Annotated in this window: 27 protein-coding genes; 9 read left to right on the forward strand and 18 right to left on the reverse strand. The window is 39.1% G+C overall.

Features of this window, described 5'->3' with window-relative positions; translation table 11 throughout:
• Positions 1 to 15 precede the first annotated feature (15 nt).
• The 12 genes from atpD to mnmG all read right to left on the reverse strand — a co-directional run bounded on the left by atpD (position 16) and on the right by mnmG (position 10986).
• Complete coding sequence (gene atpD / locus HR060_RS05080; RefSeq protein WP_174199199.1) at positions 16 to 1401, reverse strand: F0F1 ATP synthase subunit beta; 1386 nt, start codon at positions 1399 to 1401, stop codon at positions 16 to 18.
• A gap of 26 nt (positions 1402 to 1427) precedes the next feature.
• Entirely contained in the window at positions 1428 to 2288 is an 861-nt protein-coding gene (atpG, locus tag HR060_RS05085; protein ID WP_174199200.1) for a F0F1 ATP synthase subunit gamma, read from the reverse strand.
• Positions 2289 to 2325: 37 nt separating this feature from the next.
• On the reverse strand, positions 2326 to 3867 hold the full coding sequence (gene atpA, locus HR060_RS05090; RefSeq protein ID WP_174199201.1) for a F0F1 ATP synthase subunit alpha: 1542 nt from the start codon (positions 3865 to 3867) through the stop codon (positions 2326 to 2328).
• Between the two features lie 11 nt (positions 3868 to 3878).
• Positions 3879 to 4412, reverse strand: a complete 534-nt coding sequence (atpH, locus tag HR060_RS05095) for a F0F1 ATP synthase subunit delta (RefSeq protein WP_174199202.1) — start codon at positions 4410 to 4412, stop codon at positions 3879 to 3881.
• A gap of 11 nt (positions 4413 to 4423) precedes the next feature.
• A complete protein-coding gene (atpF, locus tag HR060_RS05100) occupies positions 4424 to 4894 on the reverse strand; it encodes a F0F1 ATP synthase subunit B (protein ID WP_174199203.1) in 471 nt (156 codons plus the stop codon).
• 56 nt (positions 4895 to 4950) lie between these two features.
• Complete coding sequence (gene atpE / locus HR060_RS05105; RefSeq protein ID WP_174199322.1) at positions 4951 to 5166, reverse strand: F0F1 ATP synthase subunit C; 216 nt, start codon at positions 5164 to 5166, stop codon at positions 4951 to 4953.
• Positions 5167 to 5222: 56 nt separating this feature from the next.
• On the reverse strand, positions 5223 to 6062 hold the full coding sequence (atpB, locus tag HR060_RS05110; RefSeq protein WP_174199204.1) for a F0F1 ATP synthase subunit A: 840 nt from the start codon (positions 6060 to 6062) through the stop codon (positions 5223 to 5225).
• A gap of 19 nt (positions 6063 to 6081) precedes the next feature.
• Complete coding sequence (locus HR060_RS05115) at positions 6082 to 6456, reverse strand: ATP synthase subunit I (RefSeq protein WP_174199205.1); 375 nt, start codon at positions 6454 to 6456, stop codon at positions 6082 to 6084.
• 205 nt (positions 6457 to 6661) lie between these two features.
• On the reverse strand, positions 6662 to 7579 hold the full coding sequence (locus tag HR060_RS05120) for a ParB/RepB/Spo0J family partition protein (protein ID WP_174199206.1): 918 nt from the start codon (positions 7577 to 7579) through the stop codon (positions 6662 to 6664).
• Between the two features lie 37 nt (positions 7580 to 7616).
• A complete protein-coding gene (locus tag HR060_RS05125) occupies positions 7617 to 8399 on the reverse strand; it encodes a ParA family protein (protein ID WP_174199207.1) in 783 nt (260 codons plus the stop codon).
• Between the two features lie 34 nt (positions 8400 to 8433).
• Positions 8434 to 9063 carry a 16S rRNA (guanine(527)-N(7))-methyltransferase RsmG gene (rsmG, locus tag HR060_RS05130; RefSeq protein ID WP_174199208.1) on the reverse strand — a complete coding sequence of 210 codons (630 nt, stop codon included), beginning with the start codon at positions 9061 to 9063 and terminating at the stop codon, positions 8434 to 8436.
• Positions 9064 to 9093: 30 nt separating this feature from the next.
• Positions 9094 to 10986 carry a tRNA uridine-5-carboxymethylaminomethyl(34) synthesis enzyme MnmG gene (gene mnmG / locus HR060_RS05135; RefSeq protein WP_174199209.1) on the reverse strand — a complete coding sequence of 631 codons (1893 nt, stop codon included), beginning with the start codon at positions 10984 to 10986 and terminating at the stop codon, positions 9094 to 9096.
• 917 nt (positions 10987 to 11903) lie between these two features.
• Between mnmG and HR060_RS05140 the strand changes: the two genes are divergently transcribed.
• Together HR060_RS05140 and HR060_RS05145 are read left to right on the forward strand one after the other, a co-directional pair.
• Positions 11904 to 12512 carry a prepilin-type N-terminal cleavage/methylation domain-containing protein gene (locus tag HR060_RS05140; protein ID WP_174199210.1) on the forward strand — a complete coding sequence of 203 codons (609 nt, stop codon included), beginning with the start codon at positions 11904 to 11906 and terminating at the stop codon, positions 12510 to 12512.
• A gap of 116 nt (positions 12513 to 12628) precedes the next feature.
• Positions 12629 to 13378 (forward strand): PepSY domain-containing protein, encoded by a 750-nt coding sequence (locus HR060_RS05145; protein ID WP_174199211.1) that lies wholly within the window; start codon positions 12629 to 12631, stop codon positions 13376 to 13378.
• Between the two features lie 95 nt (positions 13379 to 13473).
• On the opposite strand, the gene HR060_RS05150 is transcribed toward HR060_RS05145, so the two are convergent.
• Positions 13474 to 13863, reverse strand: coding sequence for a hypothetical protein (locus tag HR060_RS05150; RefSeq protein WP_174199212.1), 390 nt, complete (start codon positions 13861 to 13863; stop codon positions 13474 to 13476).
• Positions 13864 to 13945: 82 nt separating this feature from the next.
• On the reverse strand, positions 13946 to 14704 hold the full coding sequence (locus tag HR060_RS05155; protein WP_174199213.1) for a leucine-rich repeat domain-containing protein: 759 nt from the start codon (positions 14702 to 14704) through the stop codon (positions 13946 to 13948).
• 143 nt (positions 14705 to 14847) lie between these two features.
• Here HR060_RS05155 and HR060_RS05160 point away from each other — a divergent pair, with 143 nt between their 5' ends.
• The 3 genes from HR060_RS05160 to HR060_RS05170 all read left to right on the forward strand — a co-directional run bounded on the left by HR060_RS05160 (position 14848) and on the right by HR060_RS05170 (position 16310).
• Positions 14848 to 14988 (forward strand): hypothetical protein, encoded by a 141-nt coding sequence (locus HR060_RS05160; protein WP_174199214.1) that lies wholly within the window; start codon positions 14848 to 14850, stop codon positions 14986 to 14988.
• Between the two features lie 228 nt (positions 14989 to 15216).
• Positions 15217 to 15771, forward strand: a complete 555-nt coding sequence (locus HR060_RS05165; protein ID WP_174199215.1) for a hypothetical protein — start codon at positions 15217 to 15219, stop codon at positions 15769 to 15771.
• Between the two features lie 143 nt (positions 15772 to 15914).
• On the forward strand, positions 15915 to 16310 hold the full coding sequence (locus tag HR060_RS05170; RefSeq protein WP_174199216.1) for a VOC family protein: 396 nt from the start codon (positions 15915 to 15917) through the stop codon (positions 16308 to 16310).
• A gap of 28 nt (positions 16311 to 16338) precedes the next feature.
• Here HR060_RS05170 and HR060_RS05175 read toward each other — a convergent pair whose 3' ends face one another.
• Positions 16339 to 17874 (reverse strand): phosphoethanolamine transferase family protein, encoded by a 1536-nt coding sequence (locus tag HR060_RS05175; protein WP_174199217.1) that lies wholly within the window; start codon positions 17872 to 17874, stop codon positions 16339 to 16341.
• The gene (locus HR060_RS05180) at positions 17859 to 18659 is read right to left on the reverse strand and encodes a PI-PLC domain-containing protein (protein WP_174199218.1); all 801 of its coding nucleotides are present in this window, start codon (positions 18657 to 18659) and stop codon (positions 17859 to 17861) included. Before HR060_RS05180 ends, HR060_RS05175 begins: the two co-directional genes overlap by 16 nt.
• Positions 18660 to 19168: 509 nt before the next feature.
• Between HR060_RS05180 and HR060_RS05185 the strand changes: the two genes are divergently transcribed.
• Both HR060_RS05185 and HR060_RS05190 read left to right on the forward strand, forming a co-directional pair.
• A complete protein-coding gene (locus tag HR060_RS05185) occupies positions 19169 to 19978 on the forward strand; it encodes a PhzF family phenazine biosynthesis protein (RefSeq protein ID WP_174199219.1) in 810 nt (269 codons plus the stop codon).
• Between the two features lie 114 nt (positions 19979 to 20092).
• A complete protein-coding gene (locus HR060_RS05190; protein WP_174199220.1) occupies positions 20093 to 20548 on the forward strand; it encodes a hypothetical protein in 456 nt (151 codons plus the stop codon).
• Positions 20549 to 20595: 47 nt separating this feature from the next.
• Here the strand turns inward: HR060_RS05190 and HR060_RS05195 are convergent, their stop codons facing one another.
• Both HR060_RS05195 and HR060_RS05200 read right to left on the reverse strand, forming a co-directional pair.
• The gene (locus HR060_RS05195; protein WP_174199221.1) at positions 20596 to 20880 is read right to left on the reverse strand and encodes a hypothetical protein; all 285 of its coding nucleotides are present in this window, start codon (positions 20878 to 20880) and stop codon (positions 20596 to 20598) included.
• Entirely contained in the window at positions 20877 to 21554 is a 678-nt protein-coding gene (locus HR060_RS05200; protein ID WP_174199222.1) for an HAD-IA family hydrolase, read from the reverse strand. Before HR060_RS05200 ends, HR060_RS05195 begins: the two co-directional genes overlap by 4 nt.
• Positions 21555 to 21761: 207 nt before the next feature.
• On the opposite strand from HR060_RS05200, the gene HR060_RS05205 reads away from it, so the two are divergent.
• Positions 21762 to 22520: a DeoR/GlpR family DNA-binding transcription regulator gene (locus tag HR060_RS05205; protein WP_174199223.1), complete on the forward strand. Its 759-nt coding sequence runs from the start codon at positions 21762 to 21764 to the stop codon at positions 22518 to 22520.
• An 82-nt stretch (positions 22521 to 22602) separates the two neighbouring features.
• Positions 22603 to 23448, forward strand: coding sequence for a GGDEF domain-containing protein (locus tag HR060_RS05210; protein WP_174199224.1), 846 nt, complete (start codon positions 22603 to 22605; stop codon positions 23446 to 23448).
• The last annotated feature ends 134 nt before the right edge of the window (positions 23449 to 23582 follow it).

Consider the following 23582-nt stretch of genomic DNA (forward strand, 5'->3'; position numbering starts at 1 on the left):
TACCTCCTATCCGAATTACATGTCTTTAGCACGTTCTAAGGCTTCGTCGATTGAACCAACCATGTAGAACGCTTGCTCTGGTAAGTCATCGTACTCACCAGCTAAGATGCCTTTAAAGCCTGCAATTGTGTCTTTTAATGAAACGTATTTACCTGGAGAACCAGTGAATACTTCCGCTACGAAGAATGGCTGAGATAAGAAACGCTGGATCTTACGAGCACGCGCTACAGTTAACTTATCTTCTTCTGATAACTCGTCCATACCTAAGATGGCGATGATATCTTTTAATTCTGAGTAACGTTGAATCACAGTCTGTACACCACGAGCAATTTCATAGTGCTCTTGACCTACCACTAATGGATCTAACTGACGAGAAGTTGAATCTAGTGGGTCGATCGCTGGGTAGATACCTTGTGCTGCGATGTCACGACTTAATACTACTGTTGCATCTAAGTGAGAGAACGTAGTCGCTGGAGATGGATCCGTTAAGTCATCCGCAGGTACGTATACCGCTTGGATTGACGTGATTGAACCAGTCTTAGTCGACGTGATACGCTCCTGAAGTACACCCATTTCTTCAGCTAGTGTAGGCTGGTAACCTACCGCTGATGGCATACGACCTAGAAGTGCAGATACCTCAGTACCCGCTAGTGTATAACGGTAGATGTTATCAACGAAGAATAATACGTCACGACCTTCGTCACGGAATTTTTCTGCCATTGTTAAGCCCGTTAAAGCAACACGTAAACGGTTACCCGGTGGCTCATTCATCTGACCGTATACTAACGATACTTTATCAAGTACGTTTGATTCGTTCATTTCGTGATAGAAATCGTTACCCTCACGAGTACGCTCACCAACACCCGCGAATACAGAGAAACCACTGTGCTCGATCGCGATGTTTCGGATTAATTCCATCATGTTTACGGTTTTACCTACACCGGCACCACCGAATAAACCAACTTTACCACCTTTAGCGAAAGGACATACAAGGTCGATTACCTTGATACCTGTTTCTAAAAGGTCGTTAGACGCAGCTTGCTCTTCGTATGAAGGAGCTTCACGGTGGATTGACCAACGCTCTTCTTCGCCGATAGGACCCGCTTCATCGATTGGGTTACCTAATACGTCCATAATACGGCCTAGTGTAGCAGTACCAACTGGTACAGATACTGGACCGTTTGAGTTCACAACTTTTAAGCCACGGCGTAAACCGTCAGATGAACCCATTGCGATGCCGCGAACTACGCCGCCGCCTAATTGCTGTTGAACTTCGATAGTTAAACCAGCAAGATCGCCTTCTTCAACTTTTAACGCGTCGTATACTTGTGGTACTGAGTCTTGTGGAAACTCAACGTCTACAACCGCGCCGATAACTTGTACAACGTTACCTGTACTCATGATATCGTTCCTCTAACCTTGACTGTTTATACCGCAGCTGCACCAGCAACAATCTCACCAAGTTCTTGGGTGATCGCCGCTTGACGCGCCTTGTTATAAACTAATTGTAAATCGTCAATCAAGTTGCCAGCGTTGTCAGTTGCAGCTTTCATCGCAACCATACGTGCAGCCATTTCGCTTGCTACGTTTTCAACTACTGCTTGATAAACCTGAGACTCAACATAACGAGTAAGTAACTGTTCTAAAATTTCTTTAGGATCAGGCTCGTAAATGTAGTCCCACTTATGTTTCAGTTCTTCATCCTCTGCTTTCGGCAAAGGAAGCAGCTGATCAGTCGTTGGTTCTTGCGTCATTGTGTTAACGAACTTGTTATACACAACGAATAAGCGGTCAATTTTACCGCTATCATACGCGTCTAACATAACGCGAACAGAACCTACTAGGTCAGTTACAGATGGTGCATCACCTAAGCCATCGGCTTGAGCAACAATGTTACCACCATAGCTGTTGAAGAATGCTGTAGCTTTAGAGCCTACAACACCGAAATCTACTTCAACACCTTTCTCACTCCAAGATTTCGCTTCTTTGATAACCTGTTTGAACAAGTTAATGTTCAAACCGCCACAAAGACCACGGTCACTTGAAATAACAATGTAACCTACGCGCTTAGCTTCACGCTCTTCCATATAAGAATGCTTATATTCCAAGCTACCAAGCGCGATATGACTAATCACCTTGCGCATATTTTCTGCGTATGGACGAGATGATGACATGCGCTCTTGCGCTTTACGCATTTTAGATGCTGCCACCATTTCCATAGCGCTAGTAATTTTTTGAGTGTTTTTTACACTCGCAATCTTACTTTTTATCTCTTTTGCGCTAGCCATATTCAATCACTCCGATTAGTGTGTTAACCGTCTACTCTTACCAAGTTTGAGTAGCTTTGAACTTCTCGATACCTTCTTTCAATCCAGCTTCTACGTCTTTGTCGTAAGCGCCAGTTGCGTCGATTTTCTCGATTAGTTCAGCGTATTCAGAACGCATGAATGATTGAAGTGCTGCTTCAAAGTCTAATACTTTCGATACTTCGATATCGTTTAAGAAGCCTTTTTCAGCTGCATATAAAGAAACTGTCATTTCGCCAACTGTTAATGGAGAGAATTGCTTCTGCTTCATTAATTCAGTTACACGCTCACCGTGCTCTAACTGTGCACGAGTTGCGTCATCAAGGTCAGATGCGAACTGAGCGAATGCCGCTAATTCACGATACTGAGCTAATGCTAGACGAATACCACCACCTAATTTCTTAACCGCTTTAGTTTGCGCCGCACCACCTACACGAGATACCGAGATACCTGCGTTTACTGGAGGACGAATACCAGCGTTAAACATTGATGATTCTAAGAAGATCTGACCATCAGTGATTGAAATTACGTTTGTTGGTACGAATGCAGATACGTCACCCGCTTGCGTTTCGATGATAGGTAATGCTGTTAATGAACCAGTCTTACCTTTAACTTCACCGTTAGTGTACTTCTCTACGTAGTTTGCACTTACACGAGATGCACGCTCTAACAAACGTGAGTGAAGATAGAAAACGTCACCTGGGTATGCTTCACGTCCTGGTGGACGACGTAATAATAATGATACTTGACGGTAAGCAACAGCTTGCTTAGATAAGTCATCGTATACGATTAATGCGTCTTCACCGCGGTCACGGAAGTATTCACCCATAGTACAACCAGCGTATGCTGATAAGTACTGTAATGCTGCAGACTCAGAAGCAGAAGCAACAACAACGATAGTGTTTTCTAATGCGCCGTGCTCTTCTAACTTACGTACTACGTTAGCGATAGTTGATGCTTTTTGACCAATCGCAACATAAACGCTTTTAACGCCTGTGTTTTTCTGAGCGATGATACTATCGATTGCTAATGCAGTTTTACCAACCTGACGGTCACCGATGATAAGCTCACGCTGACCACGACCGATTGGAATCATTGAGTCGATTGACTTATAACCAGTTTGTAATGGTTCATCAACTGATTGACGATCGATTACACCTGGTGCAATTTTTTCTACTGGCTCAAAACCGTCATTCTCAATTGGGCCTTTACCGTCGATTGGCTCACCTAAAGTGTTAACCACACGACCTAATAAACCGCGACCAACTGGAACTTCTAAGATACGACCAGTACCTTTAACTTTTGTGCCTTCTTGAAGGTCCGCATAAGGACCCATAACTACCGCACCTACTGAGTCACGCTCAAGGTTTAATGCGATAGCGTAACGGCTACCAGGAAGCTCGATCATCTCACCTTGCATTACGTCCGCTAGGCCGTGGATGCTGATGATACCGTCAGTTACAGATACGATTGTACCTTCGTTACGAGCTTCACTGACGATGTCGAATTGCTCAATACGTTTTTTGATCAATTCTGCAATTTCTGTGGAATTCAGTTGCATGCTCTAATCCCCTACGACTGCAAGCTTGTTGCTAGTCGGTCCAATTTTCCGCGAACTGTTGAGTCGATGACCATGTCACCAGACTTAACGACTAAACCAGCTACTACTGATTCGTCTACTTTACAGTTCAGCTTAACTTTTTTCGCTAAACGCTTTTCTAAAGACGCAGTTAGTGTCGCTTGTTGAGCTGAAGTTAATTCAACTGCAGAAAGTACTTCTACTTCTGCTGTTTTCTCATGCTCAGCTTTTAAACCAGCAAATAACTCAGCAACCTGAGGTAATGCGGCTAAGCGCTCATTTTCAGCTAAAACTTTAATTAAGTTTTTGCCGTTTTCGTCTAACTGCTCATCACATACTGTGATGAAGATCTCTGCAAGTTTCTCAGCATTAGTTGAACCAGATAATAAATCTTTGATCTGGTCATTTTTAGCTACTTCTGCTGCAAACACGATCTGTGCTTGAACCGCATCAATCTTACCGTTTTCAACTGCAAAGTCGAAAGCTGCTTTAGCGTATGGGCGGGCTATAGTTGTCAATTCAGACATCTTTATACCCCTTATAATTCTTCAACAAGCTTATCTAAGATATCTGCGTGTGCAGATGCATCGATAGAACGCTCGATGATCTTCTCAGCACCAGCTACTGCTAATACAGCAACTTGCTTACGAAGTTCTTCTTTAACGCGATTCTTTTCAGCTTCAGTTTCAGCTTGTGCTTGAGCGATAATTTTCGCTGCTTCGTCACGTGCTTTGTCTGCCGCTTCATCGATCATTTGATTTTCACGCTTTTTAGCTTGTTCGATGATTTCAGATGCTTGAGCTTTAGCGTCTTTAAGTTGCTCAGTAGCTTTCGCTTGAGCTAACTCTAAGTCTTTTGCTGCACGCTCTGATGCTTCTAAACCATCTGCAATTTTCTTTTGGCGATCTTCAATCGCTGCATTTAGTTGTGGCCACACGTATTTCATTGTGAACCATACGAAAAATGCAAACGCTATTGATTGGCCAATTAGAGTGGCGTTGATATTCACAACCGCGCCTCCTTAATTAATGACTTAAAATTCGCAAGTGTTTCGTTTTAAATAAATTAAAGAGCGAATAGTAAGTATAAGGCGATAGCCACACCGATCATCGCGATAGCATCGATAAGACCCGCTACGATGAACATTTTAACTTGAAGCTGTGGAGCTAACTCAGGTTGACGAGCAGCAGCTTCTAAGAATTTACCACCTAAGATACCGAAACCAATCGCAGTACCTAATGCACCTAAGCCGATTAACAATGCAGCTGCAATGTAGATCATATCCATTTTTTTCTCCTAAATAGAAAGTTAAGTTTTAAAAATTAAAGTGTTAAAAATTAATGGTCTTCATGCGCCAAGCTTAAATACACGATAGTTAACATCATGAAAATGAAAGCTTGAAGCGGAATTACTAAAATATGGAACGCTGCCCAAATAAAGTGAGCTGGTAACTGCCATAAACCAATCAAGCCTGCAATTAGGATGAAGATAAGTTCTGCTGCGTATAAGTTACCGAATAAACGTAATGCTAAAGATAACGGCTTAGCTAATAAAGCGATTGTCTCTAGGATAAAGTTGAACCAGTACAACCAAGGTGTATTGAACGGGTGAGCGTATAACTCTTTTAAGAAACCGCCGATACCTTTGATCTTGATTGAGTAGTAGATCATTAACATGAATACACCTAATGCTAATGCAAGCGTTAAGTTTAAGTCAGTTGTTGGTACAACTTTCATGTATACGTCGTGTGGATCATGGCCAAATGCTGCGCCAACTTGACCTGCTAACATAGGTAACCAGTCAATTGGAATGATATCCATGATGTTCATTAGTAATACCCAAACGAAGATCGTTAACGCTAAAGGAGCGATTAATGGGTTTTTACCGTGGAAGGTGTCACGTACGCTTTGACCAACGAACTCAACGATCATTTCAACGAAACATTGAAATTTACCTGGAACGCCAGTAGTAGCTTTTTTAGCGACACTGCGGAATGAAAGAATGAACACAAAACCAAGCAAGATTGACCACACTAAAGTATCAATGTGCCATGTCCAAAAGCCTGCGTTAGCACACTCTTTTACAAAGCCGATACCATTTTCGGTGGAACAAACTGATGCATTGGTCAAGTGGTGCTGGATGTAACTTTGAACCGTTACTTCACCATTTGCTGCCATTTTGTTGTTTCCTAAATTGTTAAGTAATTGAAACTGGTGTCAAGATATGGGCCATTAGTGCGATAACGAATCCTACAAACAACCAAGGTATTAGAAAAACCTCAGACTTCATCGCTATTGCTAGAAAACTGCTCGATAAGAACAATTTAATCGTTGTGCCTCTGTAAAAACGTTTAACAACAGTCTGTACTTTTGATGCGCCTGATGTTGAAAACAAAAAAAATGCGAGCAGGGCATTTGGCACTACCGCTGCTAATCCACCAACCAAAAGTGACTGAAACGTTTTTATATCTTTAAAAATCCATCCTAAAAGTGCGACAAATACTGTGATAGCTAGTTGCATTGTTACTATTTTTAAGGCCGTCTTTAAGCCTTTCATAGCTAACTTATTCAAGTATTAATACTCCAACTAAACAATCGCTTGTCTGCTAAACATCATAAAGGGCTAGCTTTACAAAATTAGGACAAAAAAATCTGCTCGAAGTATACGCGTTTAAACTAGTTTTTCAACTTGAGATCTGATCTAAAACAGGAAGTTTTTAACTATTTGTTAAAAATAATGTGCGCTGAAAGAAAATCAGCGCATCGCAGGAGATTGGTTACTGAGCGTTTTGCTCGCCTAGCTTAGCAATAATGCCGTCTAACGCGTCTAAGTTAGCAAAGTCTATTACCATCTTGCCTTTGCCTTTAGCGTTATGGCTAATAGTCACGTTTGAACCAAGTGAATCCGTCAACCGATTTTGTAAAGCAGCCAGATCGGGATCGATGGCTTTTTCTACTTTTGGCTTCTCAGGTTGTTGCAACTTGTTAACGAGTTTTTCAGTCTCGCGAACGGTTAAATTTTTCGCGGCAACGGTACGCGCGGTTGTCGTTTGTAAATCACCTTCTAAAGCAAGAAGCGCACGGGCATGACCCATTTCAATATCACCGTGCTCCAACAGTGTTTTCACATCTTCATTAAGATTATTCAAACGCAGTAAATTGGTCACAGTCGAGCGAGATTTGCCCACAGCATCAGCCGTTTCTTGTTGCGTCAACTCAAATTCGTTCATTAAACGTTCAAGTGCAATGGCTTCTTCCATCGCATTTAAGTCTTCTCGTTGAATATTTTCAATTAACGCGATAGCCACTGCCGCTTCATCAGGTACATCTTTGACTAAACAAGGAATTAAATCGAGTTCAGCTAACTGAGATGCACGCCAACGACGTTCACCCGCAATAATTTCATAGCTGTTTTCTGCTAATTGACGAACAACGATAGGCTGAATTATACCTTGCGATTTAATTGAACTGGCTAACTCATCCAAAGCTTCTGGCGACATGTCTTTACGAGGCTGGTACTTACCTGGTGTTAACTGCTCAATTGGTAATTTTCGCAATTCGCCTTTTTCTTCAGGTGTGGTATCAACATTGAGTTCTTGCTGAACCTGCTCTTCAGGTTGTGGCGTTTCCAAGGCACGACTTGTAGTTAAAAGGGCATCGAGTCCTCGGCCTAAACCGCGTTTTTTCGCAGACATTCGTTCTTCCAGTTTTGTTAGCTTAGGTTTTGTCGTTTCAAGCGACTTGTTTTACTTTTTCATTGCGGCGGATCATTTCTCCCGCCAAGGCTAGGTAGGCTTTTGCACCAGTAGATGACTTGTCGTAATACATAGCTGGGGCACCAAAACTCGGCGCTTCAGCTAAACGGACATTTCTTGGGATCACAGTGCGATAAACTTTGTCACCAAAGTGGGTTTTTAACTGCTCAGATACATCATTGGCCAATCGATTTCTCGGGTCGTACATAGTACGTAAAATACCCTCGATACATAAATCTGGATTTACTACCGATGCTAGTTTTTGAATGGTATCCATTAACGCAGTTAAACCTTCTAATGCGTAATATTCGCATTGCATAGGTACCAACACAGAATCTGCAGCAGCCATGGCATTCACAGTCAGCATGTTCAAAGATGGTGGGCAATCGATAATGATGAAATCATATCCATTGCGATATTTCTCAAGAGCGGTGCGCAAACGCACTTCCCGAGCAAAACACTCCATCAATTTGATTTCTGCAGCTGTCACATCTGAATTTGCTGCAATTAAGTCGTATTTACCTGACGTTTCAGAAACAATCACTTTTTCCAGTGGTTGTTCTTCAATCAATAACTCATATGAGGTTGCATGAACTTCGTATTTATCGACACCGCTCCCCATAGTAGCGTTGCCTTGTGGATCTAAGTCGATTAGTAAAACTTTGCGCTTAGTGGCTGCCATAGATGCAGCTAAATTAACCGCAGTTGTGGTTTTACCCACACCACCTTTCTGGTTTGCTATCGCAATGACTCTACCCATGATTCGCCTCACTTTGGCCATAAGTCCATGTTATTTAATTAGTTTTACTAAGTTGCAATAAGTAACGTTGTTCATCGAGCTCAGGTACGTTTAACTCAATGCTTTGATCAAGTTTAAACCCTGTTGGCATTTGCTCAATTTCTTGTTCAGGATAAATACCCTTCATGGCAAAAAATTTACCTTTTTCTGAAGGTAAATGGTGACACCAACTGAGCATATCTGCAAGTGAAGCAAACGCTCTTGATAATACACCGTCAAATCCTTGCTCAGGTTGATGTTCTTCAACTCGACTTTGTACAGGTGTAACATTTTTGATGCCAATTTCAAAGCAAGCTTGGCGGATAAACCGGATGCGTTTACCCAAAGAATCAAGCAGAGTAAACTCGGTGTCAGGCATCATAATGGCTAGCGGTAACCCCGGTAAACCAGGCCCTGTACCTACATCAATCAATTTGCTTTGTTGTGGTAGATGTTCAGCAAGCACAATCGAATCCATGATGTGGCGGATCAGCATTTCTTTTGGATCACGCACTGAAGTTAAGTTATATGCTTTGTTCCATTTGTTAAGCATTTCAACTAACGCCAGCAACTGCTGACGTTGTTCGTCGGTAATTTGAATTGTCGTTTGAGCTAATAGCTGATCAAAACGAGTCGCTAATGTCATTTTCTAATTTAAACCTTAAAACAAAGGGTTTTAGGCTGTACGTTTTAACAAGCCCTGTTTCTTTAAACTTACCAAGAGTAGAGAAATTGCCGCTGGTGTAACACCTGAAATACGTGACGCTTGGCCAATTGTCTCTGGCTTGTGGTCATTCAGCTTGGCAATGACTTCGTTTGATAAGCCGGTTACTGCTTGATAGTCAAAATCTAAAGGAAGTTTAGCGTTTTCATTGCGAATTTGCTTTTCAATTTCCTCCTTTTGACGCTCGATGTAACCTGCATATTTGATTTGGATTTCAACTTGCTCAGCCGCTTGTTGATTTTCTAGAGCAGGGCCAAATGCTTCGATCGACATTAAGTCTTGATAGTTCACTTCAGGACGACGTACTAGATCTTCTAAGCTGTGCTCTCTAGAAATGGGATTTTTCAGCATTGGATTTAACGCATCAACCGCTTCGTGTTTAGTGTGAACCCAAGTACTTGCTAAGCGCTGACGCTCTTGCTCAACTTGTTCCATCTTGTTGTTGAAAAACGCCCAGCGTTCATCATCAACTAAACCGATCTTACGACCTAACTCTGTTAACCGAATATCAGCGTTGTCTTCGCGAAGTAATAATCGATATTCTGCACGAGATGTAAACATGCGGTACGGTTCTTTAGTACCCATGGTGATTAAATCGTCAACAAGTACACCAAGATATGCTTGGTCTCGACGTAAAATTAAGTCTTCTTTGTCTTGTGCGCGAAGTGCAGCATTGGCACCGGCTAATAGACCTTGTGCACCGGCTTCTTCATAACCAGTGGTACCGTTAATTTGGCCAGCGAAGTACAAGTTTTTAATGAATTTTGTTTCGAGCGTTTGTTTTAAATCTCTTGGATCGAAGTAATCGTACTCAATTGCATAACCAGGTCGCATGATATGCGCGTTTTCCATACCGCGAATTGAGCGAACTAAATTCATTTGTACATCAAATGGCAAACTCGTTGAAATACCATTCGGGTAAAGCTCATGTGTTGTTAAACCTTCAGGCTCAATAAAGATTTGATGTGAGTCTTTATCGGCAAAACGCATGATTTTATCTTCAATCGAAGGACAGTAACGCGGTCCTACACCTTCAATTATCCCAGAATACATAGGCGATCTGTCTAAACCACCACGGATAATATCGTGTGTTTGTTCATTGGTATGCGTGATGTAGCAAGGGATCTGACGTGGGTGATCACTTTGCTTACCCATGAAAGAAAATACAGGAGTAGGGTTGTCACCAGGTTGTTCTTGCATTACTGAAAAATCAACACTTCTGGCATCAATACGTGGTGGAGTACCCGTTTTTAAGCGTCCGACTCTAAACGGCAGCTCTCTCAAACGATTAGCTAATGCAATTGAAGGCGGATCACCCGCTCGACCACCACTAAAGTTTTCTAAACCGATGTGAATTTGCCCACCAAGGAAAGTTCCAACCGTTAAAACAACGGATTTAGCGGTAAATTTCAGTCCCATTTGAGTAACAACACCCACAACGGTGTCGTTTTCAACGATCAGATCATCACAAGCTTGCTGGAAAATCTTTAAATTCGGCTGGTTTTCTAATGCTTCTCTAACGGCTGCCTTGTATAAAACGCGATCAGCTTGAGCACGTGTAGCACGAACAGCAGGGCCTTTACTTGAATTTAATGTTCGAAATTGAATACCGCCTTTATCAGCAGCTTTGGCCATTAGGCCACCTAAAGCATCAATTTCTTTAACTAGATGTCCTTTACCAATACCACCAACAGCAGGGTTACATGACATTTGGCCAAGTGTTTCGATGTTGTGAGTCAATAAAAGGGTTTTTTGACCCATGCGTGCAGATGCCATAGCTGCTTCTGTACCAGCATGACCACCACCGACGACGATAACATCAAATTCTTGTTCAAACTCTAGCATTTAATTAAACCTCATTAGCCGTAGAGAAAAAGGGCGGCTATTTTATAGACAATTAACCCGAAAGGGAATTCCATTTCGGGTTGAAACATTTGTCTATTTATTAATCATTAACATAATCAATACGTTAGCCAAGGTAAAACTTGAGTGTTTTTTGCTCAAATTTATAGCCCAGACCATAATTGCGCGGATCTTATCTCTTTTCTAACAAAAGATCCGATCTTTTCATCGTTAATTTTTTAAAAAAATCATCTGTTCTTTCATTTCTTAATTGCTCATCAGTATTTCTTTTGTTGATAACCGATTTTTAATTTTTTCATTTTATATACCTATTTTTTAAACCGCCTTTTTTTCTTGTTGGCTTTTTATTAATAAATAAAAGAAAAGATATATAGATCTTATTTTTGTTATTACTAGGCAGATTTGATCCTGTGTAAAACCATAAAAACTTATTTAAAATCATAAAATTATGAGTTTAATAACCTGTCCTAAAAAAGTGATCAAGCTTTGATCAACTTGAGTATAAAAAGCCCGCTTATTAACAGATCAAATTTTATTCACAAAAGGGCCTTTTTTGATCACTTTTTGATCCATGCTTGATCAAAGGTTATCCCCAAAATCTGTGTATATTTAATTTTTCTGTTGATAAGTTGTGATGATCTGGTGATCTAGATCGGGATAGATCATAAAAATCACAGTTTATACCCATTTTTTGATCGCTAAAAATAAGGGCTACAGCAGTATATGTGGACTAAAACGAGAAAAAGGCCGATCAGCTAGATCTTAACCAGCCCTGTGATCAAAACTTGATCACTTTTTCAGATCGACTTGATCAAAGCTTGATCAGTTTTCACTGAGTTAATTGAAATTATTGACTATATTTTAAAATGGGGTTGTTAATTTCTAGCTAGGTTGTCTGCTTGCAAAAGGCTGAGAAAAAGATTGTTGGGTTTACGCTTGTTGAATTGCTCAGTGTTGTTGTTGTACTGGGACTCATTGCTGTTGTCGCTTTTAGCCGCTTTGTCAATTTATCGGATGAAGCAAATGATGCGAGCTTAGATGCAACAAAAGCGGCTTTTAAACAGGGTGTTAAAAATGTGCAAACGCGTTGGCGCTTAGATGGTATGCCTCGCACCAATAACAACCAAGGCCCCAGTGTAATAGTTTCGGGTGAAGTAATTGTGGTTGAGAATGGTACGGGCTTCCCTGTCGGTTCAGATAATCGTGATCAAGCTATTCGCATGAGTACTAATGATTGTGTGACGGTCTTTAATCAAGTGCTTGATGGTGGGCAAACCGTTTTAAGACGCAGAGGCAACAACAACCCTGATCGCGAAACTAGGCGTTCCATCAATTATTTGTCTACTCGATTTAATGACAATGCTAATGGCGATGTTTGTCACTATTACCTAACATCATCGCTGACTGATGATCAAAACAATCCAAGACACCAAGATAGCCCTTCAATTGGACAAGGTTTTAGTTACTTCCCGGCAACAGGTGAAGTAACCGTGTTTAATTTTTTGTAATGTTGTTTAGTGTTGCTAATCTTACTTGCTCTGCGTTTTGAGCAAATTCGCTTTTCAATCGCTGTTAGTCAGTTTTGCTGATAGGCTGTTAACAAAAAATTATCGCCATAATCACAATGAAAGCTGCTTTAGTTAAATATACCCGCCTGTTTCATCGCTATCTTGCCCTTATCGTTGGTATACAAATATTACTTTGGATCATCGGCGGGGTATTTATGGCTATTGTGCCTTTTCAAGAGATAGTGAAATCTCGTGCTGTTTATGAAAATAAACCTGCACCTATTATTACTGAGCATATTAACGTGCCTTTATCTGACATTGTTGCTCAATACCCCAGTATCGATGCATTGCAACTGGTCAATTTACAGCAACATCTTTATTACCAAATTCAGCCAACTGGCCAAGCTAAGGTGTGGGTGAGTGCAGAAGACGGTGTTGTTAAACCTAAGATTGATAGTATTCAAGCCAGCTTAATCGCCAAAACTCTTTATAAAGGAGAGGGGCAAATTGATGATGTTCGTTTTATCGACGAACCTTTAACTAAGCAGTGGTTAATTGTCGATGAATTGTATGGTCGAACACAATTATGGCAGGTACGTTTTAATGATGACTTTAATACTCGCCTTTATATAGCGCCAATAAGTGGTGAATTAGTCACCGTCAGGAATGATGCTTGGGTTTGGTTTGATTTCTTATGGCGCTTACACATTATGGATTACCAAACAGGTGAGGATTTTAACAATAACTTGCTGCGTGTTGCTGCCGTTCTGGCTTTACTGGCTGCCGTTAGCGGTTTAATACTGATGACGTTTAATGTTATCCGACCCAAATTACGCAGAGTACAAAGGCAGTTAAAGCAAGATTAGTATTAACGGGCTTTAGCAGAGTGATTTAAATTCTGATTTATTATCTTCTATCATTCTTTGACTCAAAAATAATAATTATTATATTTGAGTCAGAGCTAATTAAAAATATCTGAGTAATTACAATTAGTGTAATAAACGTTTATACCGCTTTTATAGCCGTATCTAATAATTCTATAGTAACTAAAACTATATATTTCACCTTTATAAACTCTAAATCTAATTCCAACTCCATTTGATAGCCATAATTCTAATTCCTCATCACCTTCAAACCTAGAGACATTATTTTCAATTTTACCTTTTTTTAAACATTCAACAAATTTGCTAGGGAGCTGTTCTCTATAATCTGCCTCGTTTGTTGAAAACTTACCGAATTTGAAATCTATTCCAGGTTTAAAATATTCGATTCTTTTTTTATCTTCGATTTTTTTATAAAAGTAATTAATTATGGTTAAAGTTATGATTATAAGGAAGAATCCTTTAACCATTTGAATATTTCTTTTATTGAACTGTCGCATCAACTTTTTCATAGTTTATTTTGTTGAACAATTAAAACTTGAATCAACATACTTAGCGATAACAGATATCAAAATAACCCACTTGTGCACCTTCTTTTAATACTCTGCTTAATTCATCTAAGGCTTGGCAATGCGCTTTAGTGTTTGAGCCTATGGTGACACTATCTAAATGCGTGTTGCTATATAAAGGTGAGAAATCTTGAATGGGGTTATGCGCTAATACCAAGTGTTTTAAGCTGGGTTTGTTGGCTAACGCTTCTACATTTTGTATCTGGTTAGCAAAAAAGTTTAAGTCTTCTAAATTATCGAGTTCGCTTAATGCACTGATATCGTTGAGCCCACCGCGTATCATAGAAAACCTTTTAAGTGCTTTATTATTTGCTACAGCATTTATATTTGTCAGCGCTGTGCAGCCTGAACAGTGGATCTCGGTTAATAACGGCGCATTTTCTAAGCCATCTAAGCTCACCAGTTTTTTGTTATCAGCAATATTAATGCTCAATAGTTTAGGGGCAGCCGATAGGGTAGATAAATCGACTAAGCGATTACTTTGAACTGATAGCGTTTCAAGATTGGGTAAGTGTTCAACCCAAGCTAAAGAGGTTAATCGCTGTTTGCCACAATAAAGTTTGGTGACTTGCTCAAGGTTTTGTAGCGCATCCTGTCCATAGGCTTTTTTGATACAGCTTTTTACACTGTAACTGAGTTTTACCTCTGGTTTTTCGTCTTGGTTTGTAGGACGTACACTTTTATTACAAGCAGTTAATGCAAATAGTGATAGGATTAAAACGGCGAACTTTTTGTTAAACATAGTCAACTTGCTCAATTTCAAGGCTAGTTTTATTTTGTTGATTAACTAAAGATTCTATCTGTTGGTGAAAATTTGAGTCAATTAATAGTTAACTGAGTTAGTACTGATAAGTTAAGTAACGTTTTACTCGTTAGGAAATTCCCATGCGAATGTGTAAAACGTGTCACTATTATCAAGCTAAGCCACAACAGGAAAGCGAAGGTTTCCACTGTCGTTTAATGCAAAAAGATTTACCTATCAATGCGTTAAGGTTAGATTGCCCTGAACATTTTTTAGTCGATTAATCAAACTGTCTTATTGGTATGATCCAATGATTTAGTTAGGCGTATTTTTCTATAGGTACTAATCTTGTCTTCTTGTGTCGCATTATTTGTAGTTTGGCATGAGATATCGATAGAAAATCTCGCTTTTTAGTCATAAAAATTAGCAAAAAAGTTGGCTTAGGTTTATATATAGCGCGGTAAAAAATCGCAATGTGTAATTTATTTTATTTCTGACCCCGAGAGAGTGCTTTGTTAACATCAAACTTTTTATTGCAAGCTAAGTTTAGTCAGCGACTAAACCTACAAATTAATCAGATTGCTAGCCAGTTAACGCTTGTTCAACTGGAGCATCAGCATGATCAATTTAGCCCGTCAATTTTAAGCATGATGAACCGCATTTTAGCAACAGACATGACTTGGTTAATGCGCTTTGCTTGGCATAATAACCATTATCAAGCATTGCTTAAGTTGATGGAGTTCAAGCAACCACAGCGCGAAGATGAAATTCTGTATTTAAATCACGGCTTACTTGCTTCTGTTCGCAAACAAATTGATACCCAAGTGGTTAAATGGTTAGCTGATGAAGCAAAAGACCAAGACTTTTCAATGCCTTTAGCGTTTCGTGATGCTCTAGGTCAACGTCACCAATATCCACTTGGTCAGTTAGTGTGCCACTGGTTTAATTTGCAAACTCAGCTGTATGGTGAATTGAAAATCGTACTCGCTCAGCAAAACTTCAGCCTAGACAACACCATAGTGCTGACTGACTTGGTGCTATCGAATAAACATGCTGTTGGTCAGTAAATCAGTCGACTGCGAGTTGTTAATACAAAAGCCTGCATCAGCAGGCTTTTTTGATCCAGATTAAAAAATCATCAATACCGTTAGAAAAAAGTGTAATTATCGCCAATACTAATAAGCTCACTCTTTTAGCAAGGAACTTGGCTATGACTTCACTTACACGAGGTATTCATCATATAGGTTTAACGGTTCAGTACTTAGAACGCAGTGCACATTTCTTTACTCAGGTTTTAGGTTGGCAAGAGGTCAAACGCAATCCTGATTACCCGGCAATTTATGTCACTGACGGAGATATTTTACTGACGCTTTGGCAAGTACAAACGGACGCGCCAACTTCATTTGACCGCAAGACACAAGTGGGCTTGCACCACCTCGCTTTAAAAGTGGATTCAGCTGAAAAGTTAGATGAAATTTTTGAGTTACTGATCACAGAACAATTAAAAGTGGAGTTTCCACCTAAGCCTGTTTGCCAAGGCCCGGAAAAACACATGATGTGTTATGAGCCAAGTGGTATTAGAATTGAGATTTTTTGGCCTGGCTAGCAGCATTTGAAATTGACTAATTCTTTTATCATAGCTCCCTTATTCCAAGTTTAGAATCTAGAGTATAAGGGGCTTGTTTAAGTTTAGAATGATCATGATTTAATATCGATTTAGATCTATCTATTTGTTTGGCGTCAATTTTTACCCACTGGGCAAAAGTATGGGGAAAATCTCTTAAAAAATATGTCTTATCAATAACTCGATAAGAGTCTTGCGTATCTGTTATGAAGAAAAATGGAACATCGACAGCTTTTTCTGAAAATAGTTTACCAACGCCATGCTTTAAGTATGGTTTAGTTTGAGCAGTAACCAGTCCATGATCAGAAAAATAAACAATAGAATGGCTTAGTAATTCCGTTTTCAAAATACTTTGAATAGTTGATATCAGCTCAAATGTTTGGAGAATACTATTGTCATAGCATTCTAGTTCCTCAACCTGATTACTTTTTTTAAGTTTATTTTTTCCAAACGTTACTCTGCTACAAAAATCTGGATGTGAACCAATGGTATGTATAAAGATAACTTTGGGTTTTGATTCGCGGTTATGAATGATTTCTTTAAAGGTATCTAAAAGTTCAAAGTCACTTTTTTGTATAGAGTTTGATTGATTCACATTTGTGTAACTATCTGCTCGTTTAGCTATTATGTTTACTGCGGAAGCATGTTTGCCAATACTTTCCTGATTAGATAACCAAAATGTAGAGAAGCCAGCTGCTTTTGAAAGATCAACAATATTCAGATTAAAATTGACGTCTTTGTAGTTGTTTATTGCTAAAACTCTGGGTATGGATACTCTAGTTATTACTGATGGAGCGATCGCCTGTTTGACCACTGTATAATTGTTTAGCTCTTTAATATCTTGAGTTGTATTTCTGTTATAGCCATAAAACCTAAATTTATCTCTTCTTGCTGATTCACCTATTACAACAACATAAATATCTTTTTGAATACCTTGATTTGATACATCTAACCAATCAGATTTCACATGCTTTAATTGTTCATTTTCTATTTTTTTATAATGACGATAATCTTGTATAGATATAAAAGGATTGGTAAAAATATTTTTCTTAAGTAACTGAAATCCATTTTTAATAGAATGGTGGGAGTAGAGTATTATTGTTAATAAGACAAAAGGGAGGGTGAAGCAAAGTTTAGAACCAAAGCTGAGGTTGGCAATTAACTGATCAGCCTTTGTGATAACAACTATAAAAATGATGATTAGAACTATTGTAAAAGTGATTAGCAATTTACTAGTAGATTGAAAAAATTCTAATGCTTCTGTTCTATTGGTCTCTACGATTGATGCTATGACTCCTACATCCATAGATCCGTAATTTATAGAGTAATATAGGTTAAACCCGTAAATAAGAGATAAAGTTAAATAGATCGGTAATTTAAATATACTTTTGTTTAGTGCAAAAAAAGCTATAAGGATACTCAAACTGTATGTTGTATTTAAGAATACGCCGCCTAAGCTTCTCCCTTGGTTTATGGTTAGCAGTAAAATACAAAAAAATAGAATTGATATGTAAATGAGGGCTTTTTTAATTAGTAGGTGTTGCATTTTTCACCTTTTGCAATGCAGGATTTGTTTTTTAAGCTCCAATAATCTGTATAAAAGGCCGAAGCAGTTACCCCTAGATTGTCCCTAATATAATTGTCATTATTAGATGTATACACTAAGCTGAAAAAACCCGCTTTAATGAGGTCTTGAGCTTTGTTTTTAGCAAACTTTTCTTCTAATAACTTTGAACTAAAAGTTATTGTTTTTATTTTATTTCTTGTTAAATACTGTTTCAAATCCTTTCTTGTGAAGTCTTTCAAATTTAGTGCCACATATTTTAAGTTTGCTTCTTGAGCTTTTTTACACTCATAAAGATCAAAGCACTCGACAATTACTCTGTTAAGAAATTTAAATGATTTTGCAAGTAGTTTGTAGTCTCTTGTTTTGTCTGTAATTAGTATTAAGTCAGGATGATTTTCAAAAATTACATTCAAGTCAAATATATCAACTGGATAAAAACGACTCCTTAATCGATATTTTTTAAAATCATCATACGATATGGAAGCATTTGTTGAATCGTTTGTGATTTTTAAGGATTTTTTTAATTTTTTCCATGTATGCGCGCCAATCAAAATACCATCTGACGTTGTTTTTAAATCGATCTCAATTAATTTTTTTCCATCATTTATGCTATTGAAAATAGCTTGTCGACTGTTGGTGTATGATTGAAATTTACTGTCCGTGGTTTTTATTGAGCCACCAGCATGAGCTATCACCGAGTTACTACTCCCGTAGCTTACGTTTTCGAATAATTTATTTAAAGTTTGTTCTCGATTGTTTGCCACGGAAGAATGCTCTTTAACATATGTTCTATTAACATGAATCATATTGCTGACGATATTTCTGGAAATGTCGTAAAAAGAATAAGCAAATGTTCCTTCAAATGGAGCTATGAACAATAAACATAAAATGTATATTCTCTTAATTTTTTTAATATGTAGGGTTAAGAGTTTTGAAAAGGTTAGTAAGGTTATAGTGTAAAAAATAACTTCGAATTGAACCCTATCAAGATTGTATAGAGCATCTTCAAACTCAAAATATCCTAATGAGGAGCTGTGTATTGTTAGAGCGTATATTTGAAGGTACGAGTAGCAAAATAATAGAGAGAATATAAACTTTTCTAATTTACTGTTTAGTGCAATTGAAATATTCATTTTACACACAAGTAACACCGTCAAAGGCAGAATTAGTAAGTTAAGTAGTCCTAGGGCCATTTAAAAATTACTCGTTTCCATATAGTTATTTTCTATTTTAAACTCGCCGATATTTAATTTTACTGTTTTTAATAATAAAGATGAAATTAACTGTTCATTTTATTGATGCGTTTAGCAAAAAGCAGTTTCAAGGTAATGCTGCTGCAGTGATTATTACTGAGCATTGGTTAGCTGACGACACAATGCAAGCCATTGCAACTGAGAATAATCTCTCTGAAACTGCTTTTATCGTTCCTTTACCGGACGGTCGTTATCATATTCGTTGGTTTTCACCATTAACCGAAATTGATTTTTGTGGCCATGCTACGCTCGCATCGGCCTTTGTTTTATTTCAGCAATTTCCTCATTTAGCACAAGTTGATATTTTCGCCGAAGCGGTTGGTAATATGCCCGTGTTAGCTAAATCAGACGGTGCAATTGAAATGTGTTTTCCAAACCGGGCCCCTGAGTTACTTGATGATGTCCCCAACTCATTATTAGCAGGTTTATCGATTGCACCTGCAAAGGTTTTGAGAAACCAGCAAGCTTATTTTGCCGTTTATGCTAATCAAGCCGATGTTATTGCATTGCAAACTGATAATCAGGCTTTAATGCAATTGGCGCCTTTTGATGTTGTGGCCACAGCAGCTGCAGATATAGAGAGTGAATTTGACTTTGTTTCTCGATACTTTTGGCCAGCTAATGGCAGTGATGAAGACCCTGTTACTGGTTCTATACATACTGGTTTAGCACCATTTTGGGCCGCTCAGTTAGATAAGCCTGATTTAGTTGCTTATCAAGCTTCAAAACGCGGTGGAACCCTTTATTGCCAGGTATCAGAAGATAAGGTCACTATTTCTGGATACGCTGTTCGTTACTTAACCGGTGAAATTGAGTTAACCCATTTGTAATCAATAAATTCCGTTACTGGTCGCAATTACGGGCGAGCTTTAACTCAGGTCTCTTTACAACCTGGTTGTTGTTGGCTAAAAAGTGCTTGGTTCCATCAATTTAATTCAAAAACTATGAAATTATCTTACTCTGCAAACAAATGTTTGGTGCTTGCTGCTATTGGTAGTGGGCTTGCAGCATTATTACATTTAGCTTGTATTGCTATCGGCCCTGAAGCATACCGCTTTTTAGGTGCAGGGGAGCAAATGGCTGAAATGGCACAAAGAGGTGATTGGTATCCGGGGATCGTTACTTTAGTGATCTCTTTGGTGCTGTTTGTTTGGTCACTGTATGCGCTATCTGGTGCCAAACTGATTCGTCCATTACCACTGTTGAAAACCGTGCTTTGCCTTATCGCCCTGATTTATATGGCACGCGGTTTAGGTTTTGTCGTTTTGGTCGATTATTTTCCAGAGAATAGTTTGAATTTTTGGTTGATTAGCTCGGGTATTTGTTTAGTCATTGGTTCTTTATATACCGTCGGCTTATTACAATCTTGGTCAAAACTAAGCAACAAACTTTGTCATTAACTTTAGCTTTAAACTGCAAAAGGCCGTGTTAACACGGCCTTTTTACTTTAAAGCACAGCCAGTAACAGCCCTGCTTGTAGCGCCAATGCGATGGCGTTAGTAATAATGATAGCGGCGCGTTTAAAAAACAAACCATAGGCAAACCAAAAGCCAAAAACCAGTAAGTAACCCAGTACAAAACTGATGGATAAACTACTTTCTCCTGTTCTTTGCCATTCACTGATCACTTGAGTTGATTGGGCAAAGCAGCCCATTAACCCTACTAATATGCCCATTAAATCCCAGCGTTGTTCTGCACTGAGTTGGTTGATGTTAAATAGATTGGCGATCATGCTGTGGCTACCTGCAAACTGAATGGTTGATGTGACAATTGACTTTTTATTTCTTGATAACTGTTGATGCGGCCAATGATTCTGGGGTGTTTAATGTCTACGTGATCACCAATGACAATGACATCACAGCCTGCTAGTAATGCGCCTTTAACGCCATTATGTGAATCTTCAAACACTAAACATTGATTTGTCGGTTGGTTTAATGCCTGAGCTGCAAGCTCAAAGTGCTCTGGATCTGGTTTACCACGGGTTACTTGATCACCGGTAATGAAAACATCAGGTTCTGGTAATTGAGCGGCATTTAACCTAACACCAGCAACAGGTACTGGGCTTGATGTTGCAATACCCCATGGTTTTTCTATTTGATTGAGAAATTGCAGTAATTGATTTGCCCCAGCGATTTCAACAATACCTGTTGTGACCACTGCTTCTTGGCTGACAAAGTCGTCTTGCTCTTTTTGCGCATCTAAGTGCGGGGCGAAGCTGGGAATTATATCGAGAAGCCGACTGCCGTGACAGGTTTTTAGTACAAACTCTAAATCGAGCCCGTGTTTTTGACACCAAACTTTACTGACTTTGCGGATCGCTTCAGTTGAATCGAGCAAGGTACCGTCCATATCAAAGATAAAAGCGGCATAGCGATTTAACAGGCTTTCTAACTCAAGGTTTTCCATAATTGACTCCGTATGCATTTATTTTGAGTGTTAGTGCATGATTTTGTCTTTTTTTTTGTAAAAAACGCTTATTAATGCATTTGTGTGCATAAAATAACCTTGAGTTCGGATAAAGATCAAGTAAAATCGGCAAAAAAATGCAGGCTTTGTTTTTAATCATGCAATATCATGCAACTTGTTTAGTATTTTCTGAGATTTGAGGTAGCCATGTTACTAGCCGAACGCCAAAACTATATTTTAGAGCAGCTCAATACCAAAGGGCGGGTATCTGCAACCGATCTGGCTAATGAATTGGCTGTATCAGAAGACACGGTTCGACGTGATCTCAATAAATTGTCTGACATGAAGTTACTAAGACGCGTACATGGCGGTGCTTTACCATTGCAACTTGAAGTGCCGGATTATGCCGATAGGTTAGAAAAACGTAACCCAAACAAGCAAAAGCTGGCACGTGAAGCCGTTAAATATATCGAACCTAATCAAACCATTATGCTGAACTCAGGTGAAACCTGCCGCTACATTGCGATGGCCTTACCGCGAGACCTACCATTAACTGTTGTCAGTGCATGCCCATTAATTGCTTGTGAATTAGCACATCACGATAAAATTGATGTGATTTTGTTGGGCGGAACATTTTTCAAACCTGCATTAAGGTGTTTAGGCACAATCGCCGCCGATATGATTCGAAAAATGCGTTTTGATATTTGTTTTATGGGCTTGTGCGCTTTGCATCCTGAACGTGGTTTTTCAGCTAAATATATCGAAGAAGCAGAGATTATGCGGGTGACGATTGAACAAGCTGATCGCACGATAGTGATGGGCGGTCATACGCGTTTGGGGAAAGTATCAAGTCATCAAGTGGTGTCAATTCACGAACTCGATTTATTAATTACTAATGATTTAGCTGAGCAAACCGTGCTGGATGCGTTTGGCAAGCAAGGTTTAGAAATTGTCCAGATAAGTTAAGTTAAAAGCGCCGGCCTCGCTTGTGATTTAACTCAAGCAAAACAATACTTAAAGCAATTGATGATCAGGCTAGGTGCAAACCATGTCGCTTTATGCTCTGTTTGTTATTATTTGTTTGCCTTGCTTTTATTATTGGCGATTTCCCTTAGTCGCCAATATTGATTGGTATAGCTTTGCGCTTGAATTCATCATGGCGCTGACAATCTTAGCGTGTGTGCACTTTCTCAGACTCGATAAAAAAACTTACACCTCCAACCAATTTCTCTATGTCGGCTTTTCACTGTTATTTACCGCTTTATTGGCCGATACACTCGATGAAATTTTTCTGCCTTCAGCTTTAGTAACAATATTGCTCGAAAAACTTTTTCAAATCACGGGGTTTATTGTGGTGTTGCTCGGCATCAGGTTATGGCTTATCAATCAAAAACAGCAGAAAAAATCATTAGTGGAACTGGCGACAACCGACCCGCTAACTGGGTGTTTTACACGCCGTTATTTTGTCGATAAAGCACAAGCGTTATTCGATAGTGAGCGAGGTTTTAGTCTGTTGTTGATGGATATTGATCACTTTAAAAAAATTAATGACAACTATGGCCACAGTACAGGTGATACGGCACTCGTTGAATTGACGAAACTGATTAAAAAGCACATCCGAAAAGATGATTTATTAGCGCGCTGGGGCGGAGAAGAGTTTTTTCTACTGTTGCCTGATACTGAGCAACCTTGTGCTTTTGAACGCGCCAATAAATTACGAAAATTACTCGAAGAAAAAGTGATTGACTATCCAGCTGGTCAATTCCAAATGACGATGAGTATCGGCTTGGCTGAAAAAAGTCCTGAGGTGGCTGATTTGGCCAGTTTATTTGAGTTGGCCGATCAAAATCTCTATCGCGCAAAAGATCGCGGCCGCAATCAAGTTGTCGGTTAATCTGTTTTTAACCTTTTGCACTCTTTTAGTGCCTAACTTCTACTTTTGTGTGCATAACCTTGGTAACTAACTGAGGTTTAACCACTTTAATCCAAATTTTCCTATGTTTTATCTGCAAATAAATGGCGCAATGT

This window comes from Marinifaba aquimaris, assembly GCF_013328345.1.
GTDB lineage: Bacteria > Pseudomonadota > Gammaproteobacteria > Enterobacterales > Alteromonadaceae > Marinifaba > Marinifaba aquimaris.

Excerpts from the sequence above, each read along its gene's own strand:
- HR060_RS05195 (WP_174199221.1), bottom strand. The coding sequence starts at position 20,880 with ATGATCGCCAATCTATTTAACATCAACCAACTCAGTGCAGAACAACGC.
- atpE (WP_174199322.1), bottom strand. The coding sequence starts at position 5,166 with ATGATCTACATTGCAGCTGCATTGTTAATCGGCTTAGGTGCATTAGGT.
- HR060_RS05125 (WP_174199207.1), bottom strand. The coding sequence starts at position 8,399 with ATGGGTAGAGTCATTGCGATAGCAAACCAGAAAGGTGGTGTGGGTAAA.
- rsmG (WP_174199208.1), bottom strand. The coding sequence starts at position 9,063 with ATGACATTAGCGACTCGTTTTGATCAGCTATTAGCTCAAACGACAATT.
- HR060_RS05155 (WP_174199213.1), bottom strand. The coding sequence starts at position 14,704 with ATGTTTAACAAAAAGTTCGCCGTTTTAATCCTATCACTATTTGCATTA.
- HR060_RS05150 (WP_174199212.1), bottom strand. The coding sequence starts at position 13,863 with ATGGTTAAAGGATTCTTCCTTATAATCATAACTTTAACCATAATTAAT.
- atpA (WP_174199201.1), bottom strand. The coding sequence starts at position 3,867 with ATGCAACTGAATTCCACAGAAATTGCAGAATTGATCAAAAAACGTATT.
- atpH (WP_174199202.1), bottom strand. The coding sequence starts at position 4,412 with ATGTCTGAATTGACAACTATAGCCCGCCCATACGCTAAAGCAGCTTTC.
- HR060_RS05200 (WP_174199222.1), bottom strand. The coding sequence starts at position 21,554 with ATGGAAAACCTTGAGTTAGAAAGCCTGTTAAATCGCTATGCCGCTTTT.
- atpG (WP_174199200.1), bottom strand. The coding sequence starts at position 2,288 with ATGGCTAGCGCAAAAGAGATAAAAAGTAAGATTGCGAGTGTAAAAAAC.
- HR060_RS05170 (WP_174199216.1), top strand. The coding sequence starts at position 15,915 with ATGACTTCACTTACACGAGGTATTCATCATATAGGTTTAACGGTTCAG.
- atpB (WP_174199204.1), bottom strand. The coding sequence starts at position 6,062 with ATGGCAGCAAATGGTGAAGTAACGGTTCAAAGTTACATCCAGCACCAC.
- mnmG (WP_174199209.1), bottom strand. The coding sequence starts at position 10,986 with ATGCTAGAGTTTGAACAAGAATTTGATGTTATCGTCGTCGGTGGTGGT.
- HR060_RS05160 (WP_174199214.1), top strand. The coding sequence starts at position 14,848 with ATGCGAATGTGTAAAACGTGTCACTATTATCAAGCTAAGCCACAACAG.
- HR060_RS05210 (WP_174199224.1), top strand. The coding sequence starts at position 22,603 with ATGTCGCTTTATGCTCTGTTTGTTATTATTTGTTTGCCTTGCTTTTAT.
- HR060_RS05190 (WP_174199220.1), top strand. The coding sequence starts at position 20,093 with ATGAAATTATCTTACTCTGCAAACAAATGTTTGGTGCTTGCTGCTATT.
- HR060_RS05205 (WP_174199223.1), top strand. The coding sequence starts at position 21,762 with ATGTTACTAGCCGAACGCCAAAACTATATTTTAGAGCAGCTCAATACC.
- atpD (WP_174199199.1), bottom strand. The coding sequence starts at position 1,401 with ATGAGTACAGGTAACGTTGTACAAGTTATCGGCGCGGTTGTAGACGTT.
- HR060_RS05185 (WP_174199219.1), top strand. The coding sequence starts at position 19,169 with ATGAAATTAACTGTTCATTTTATTGATGCGTTTAGCAAAAAGCAGTTT.
- HR060_RS05120 (WP_174199206.1), bottom strand. The coding sequence starts at position 7,579 with ATGTCTGCGAAAAAACGCGGTTTAGGCCGAGGACTCGATGCCCTTTTA.
- HR060_RS05175 (WP_174199217.1), bottom strand. The coding sequence starts at position 17,874 with ATGCAACACCTACTAATTAAAAAAGCCCTCATTTACATATCAATTCTA.
- HR060_RS05145 (WP_174199211.1), top strand. The coding sequence starts at position 12,629 with ATGAAAGCTGCTTTAGTTAAATATACCCGCCTGTTTCATCGCTATCTT.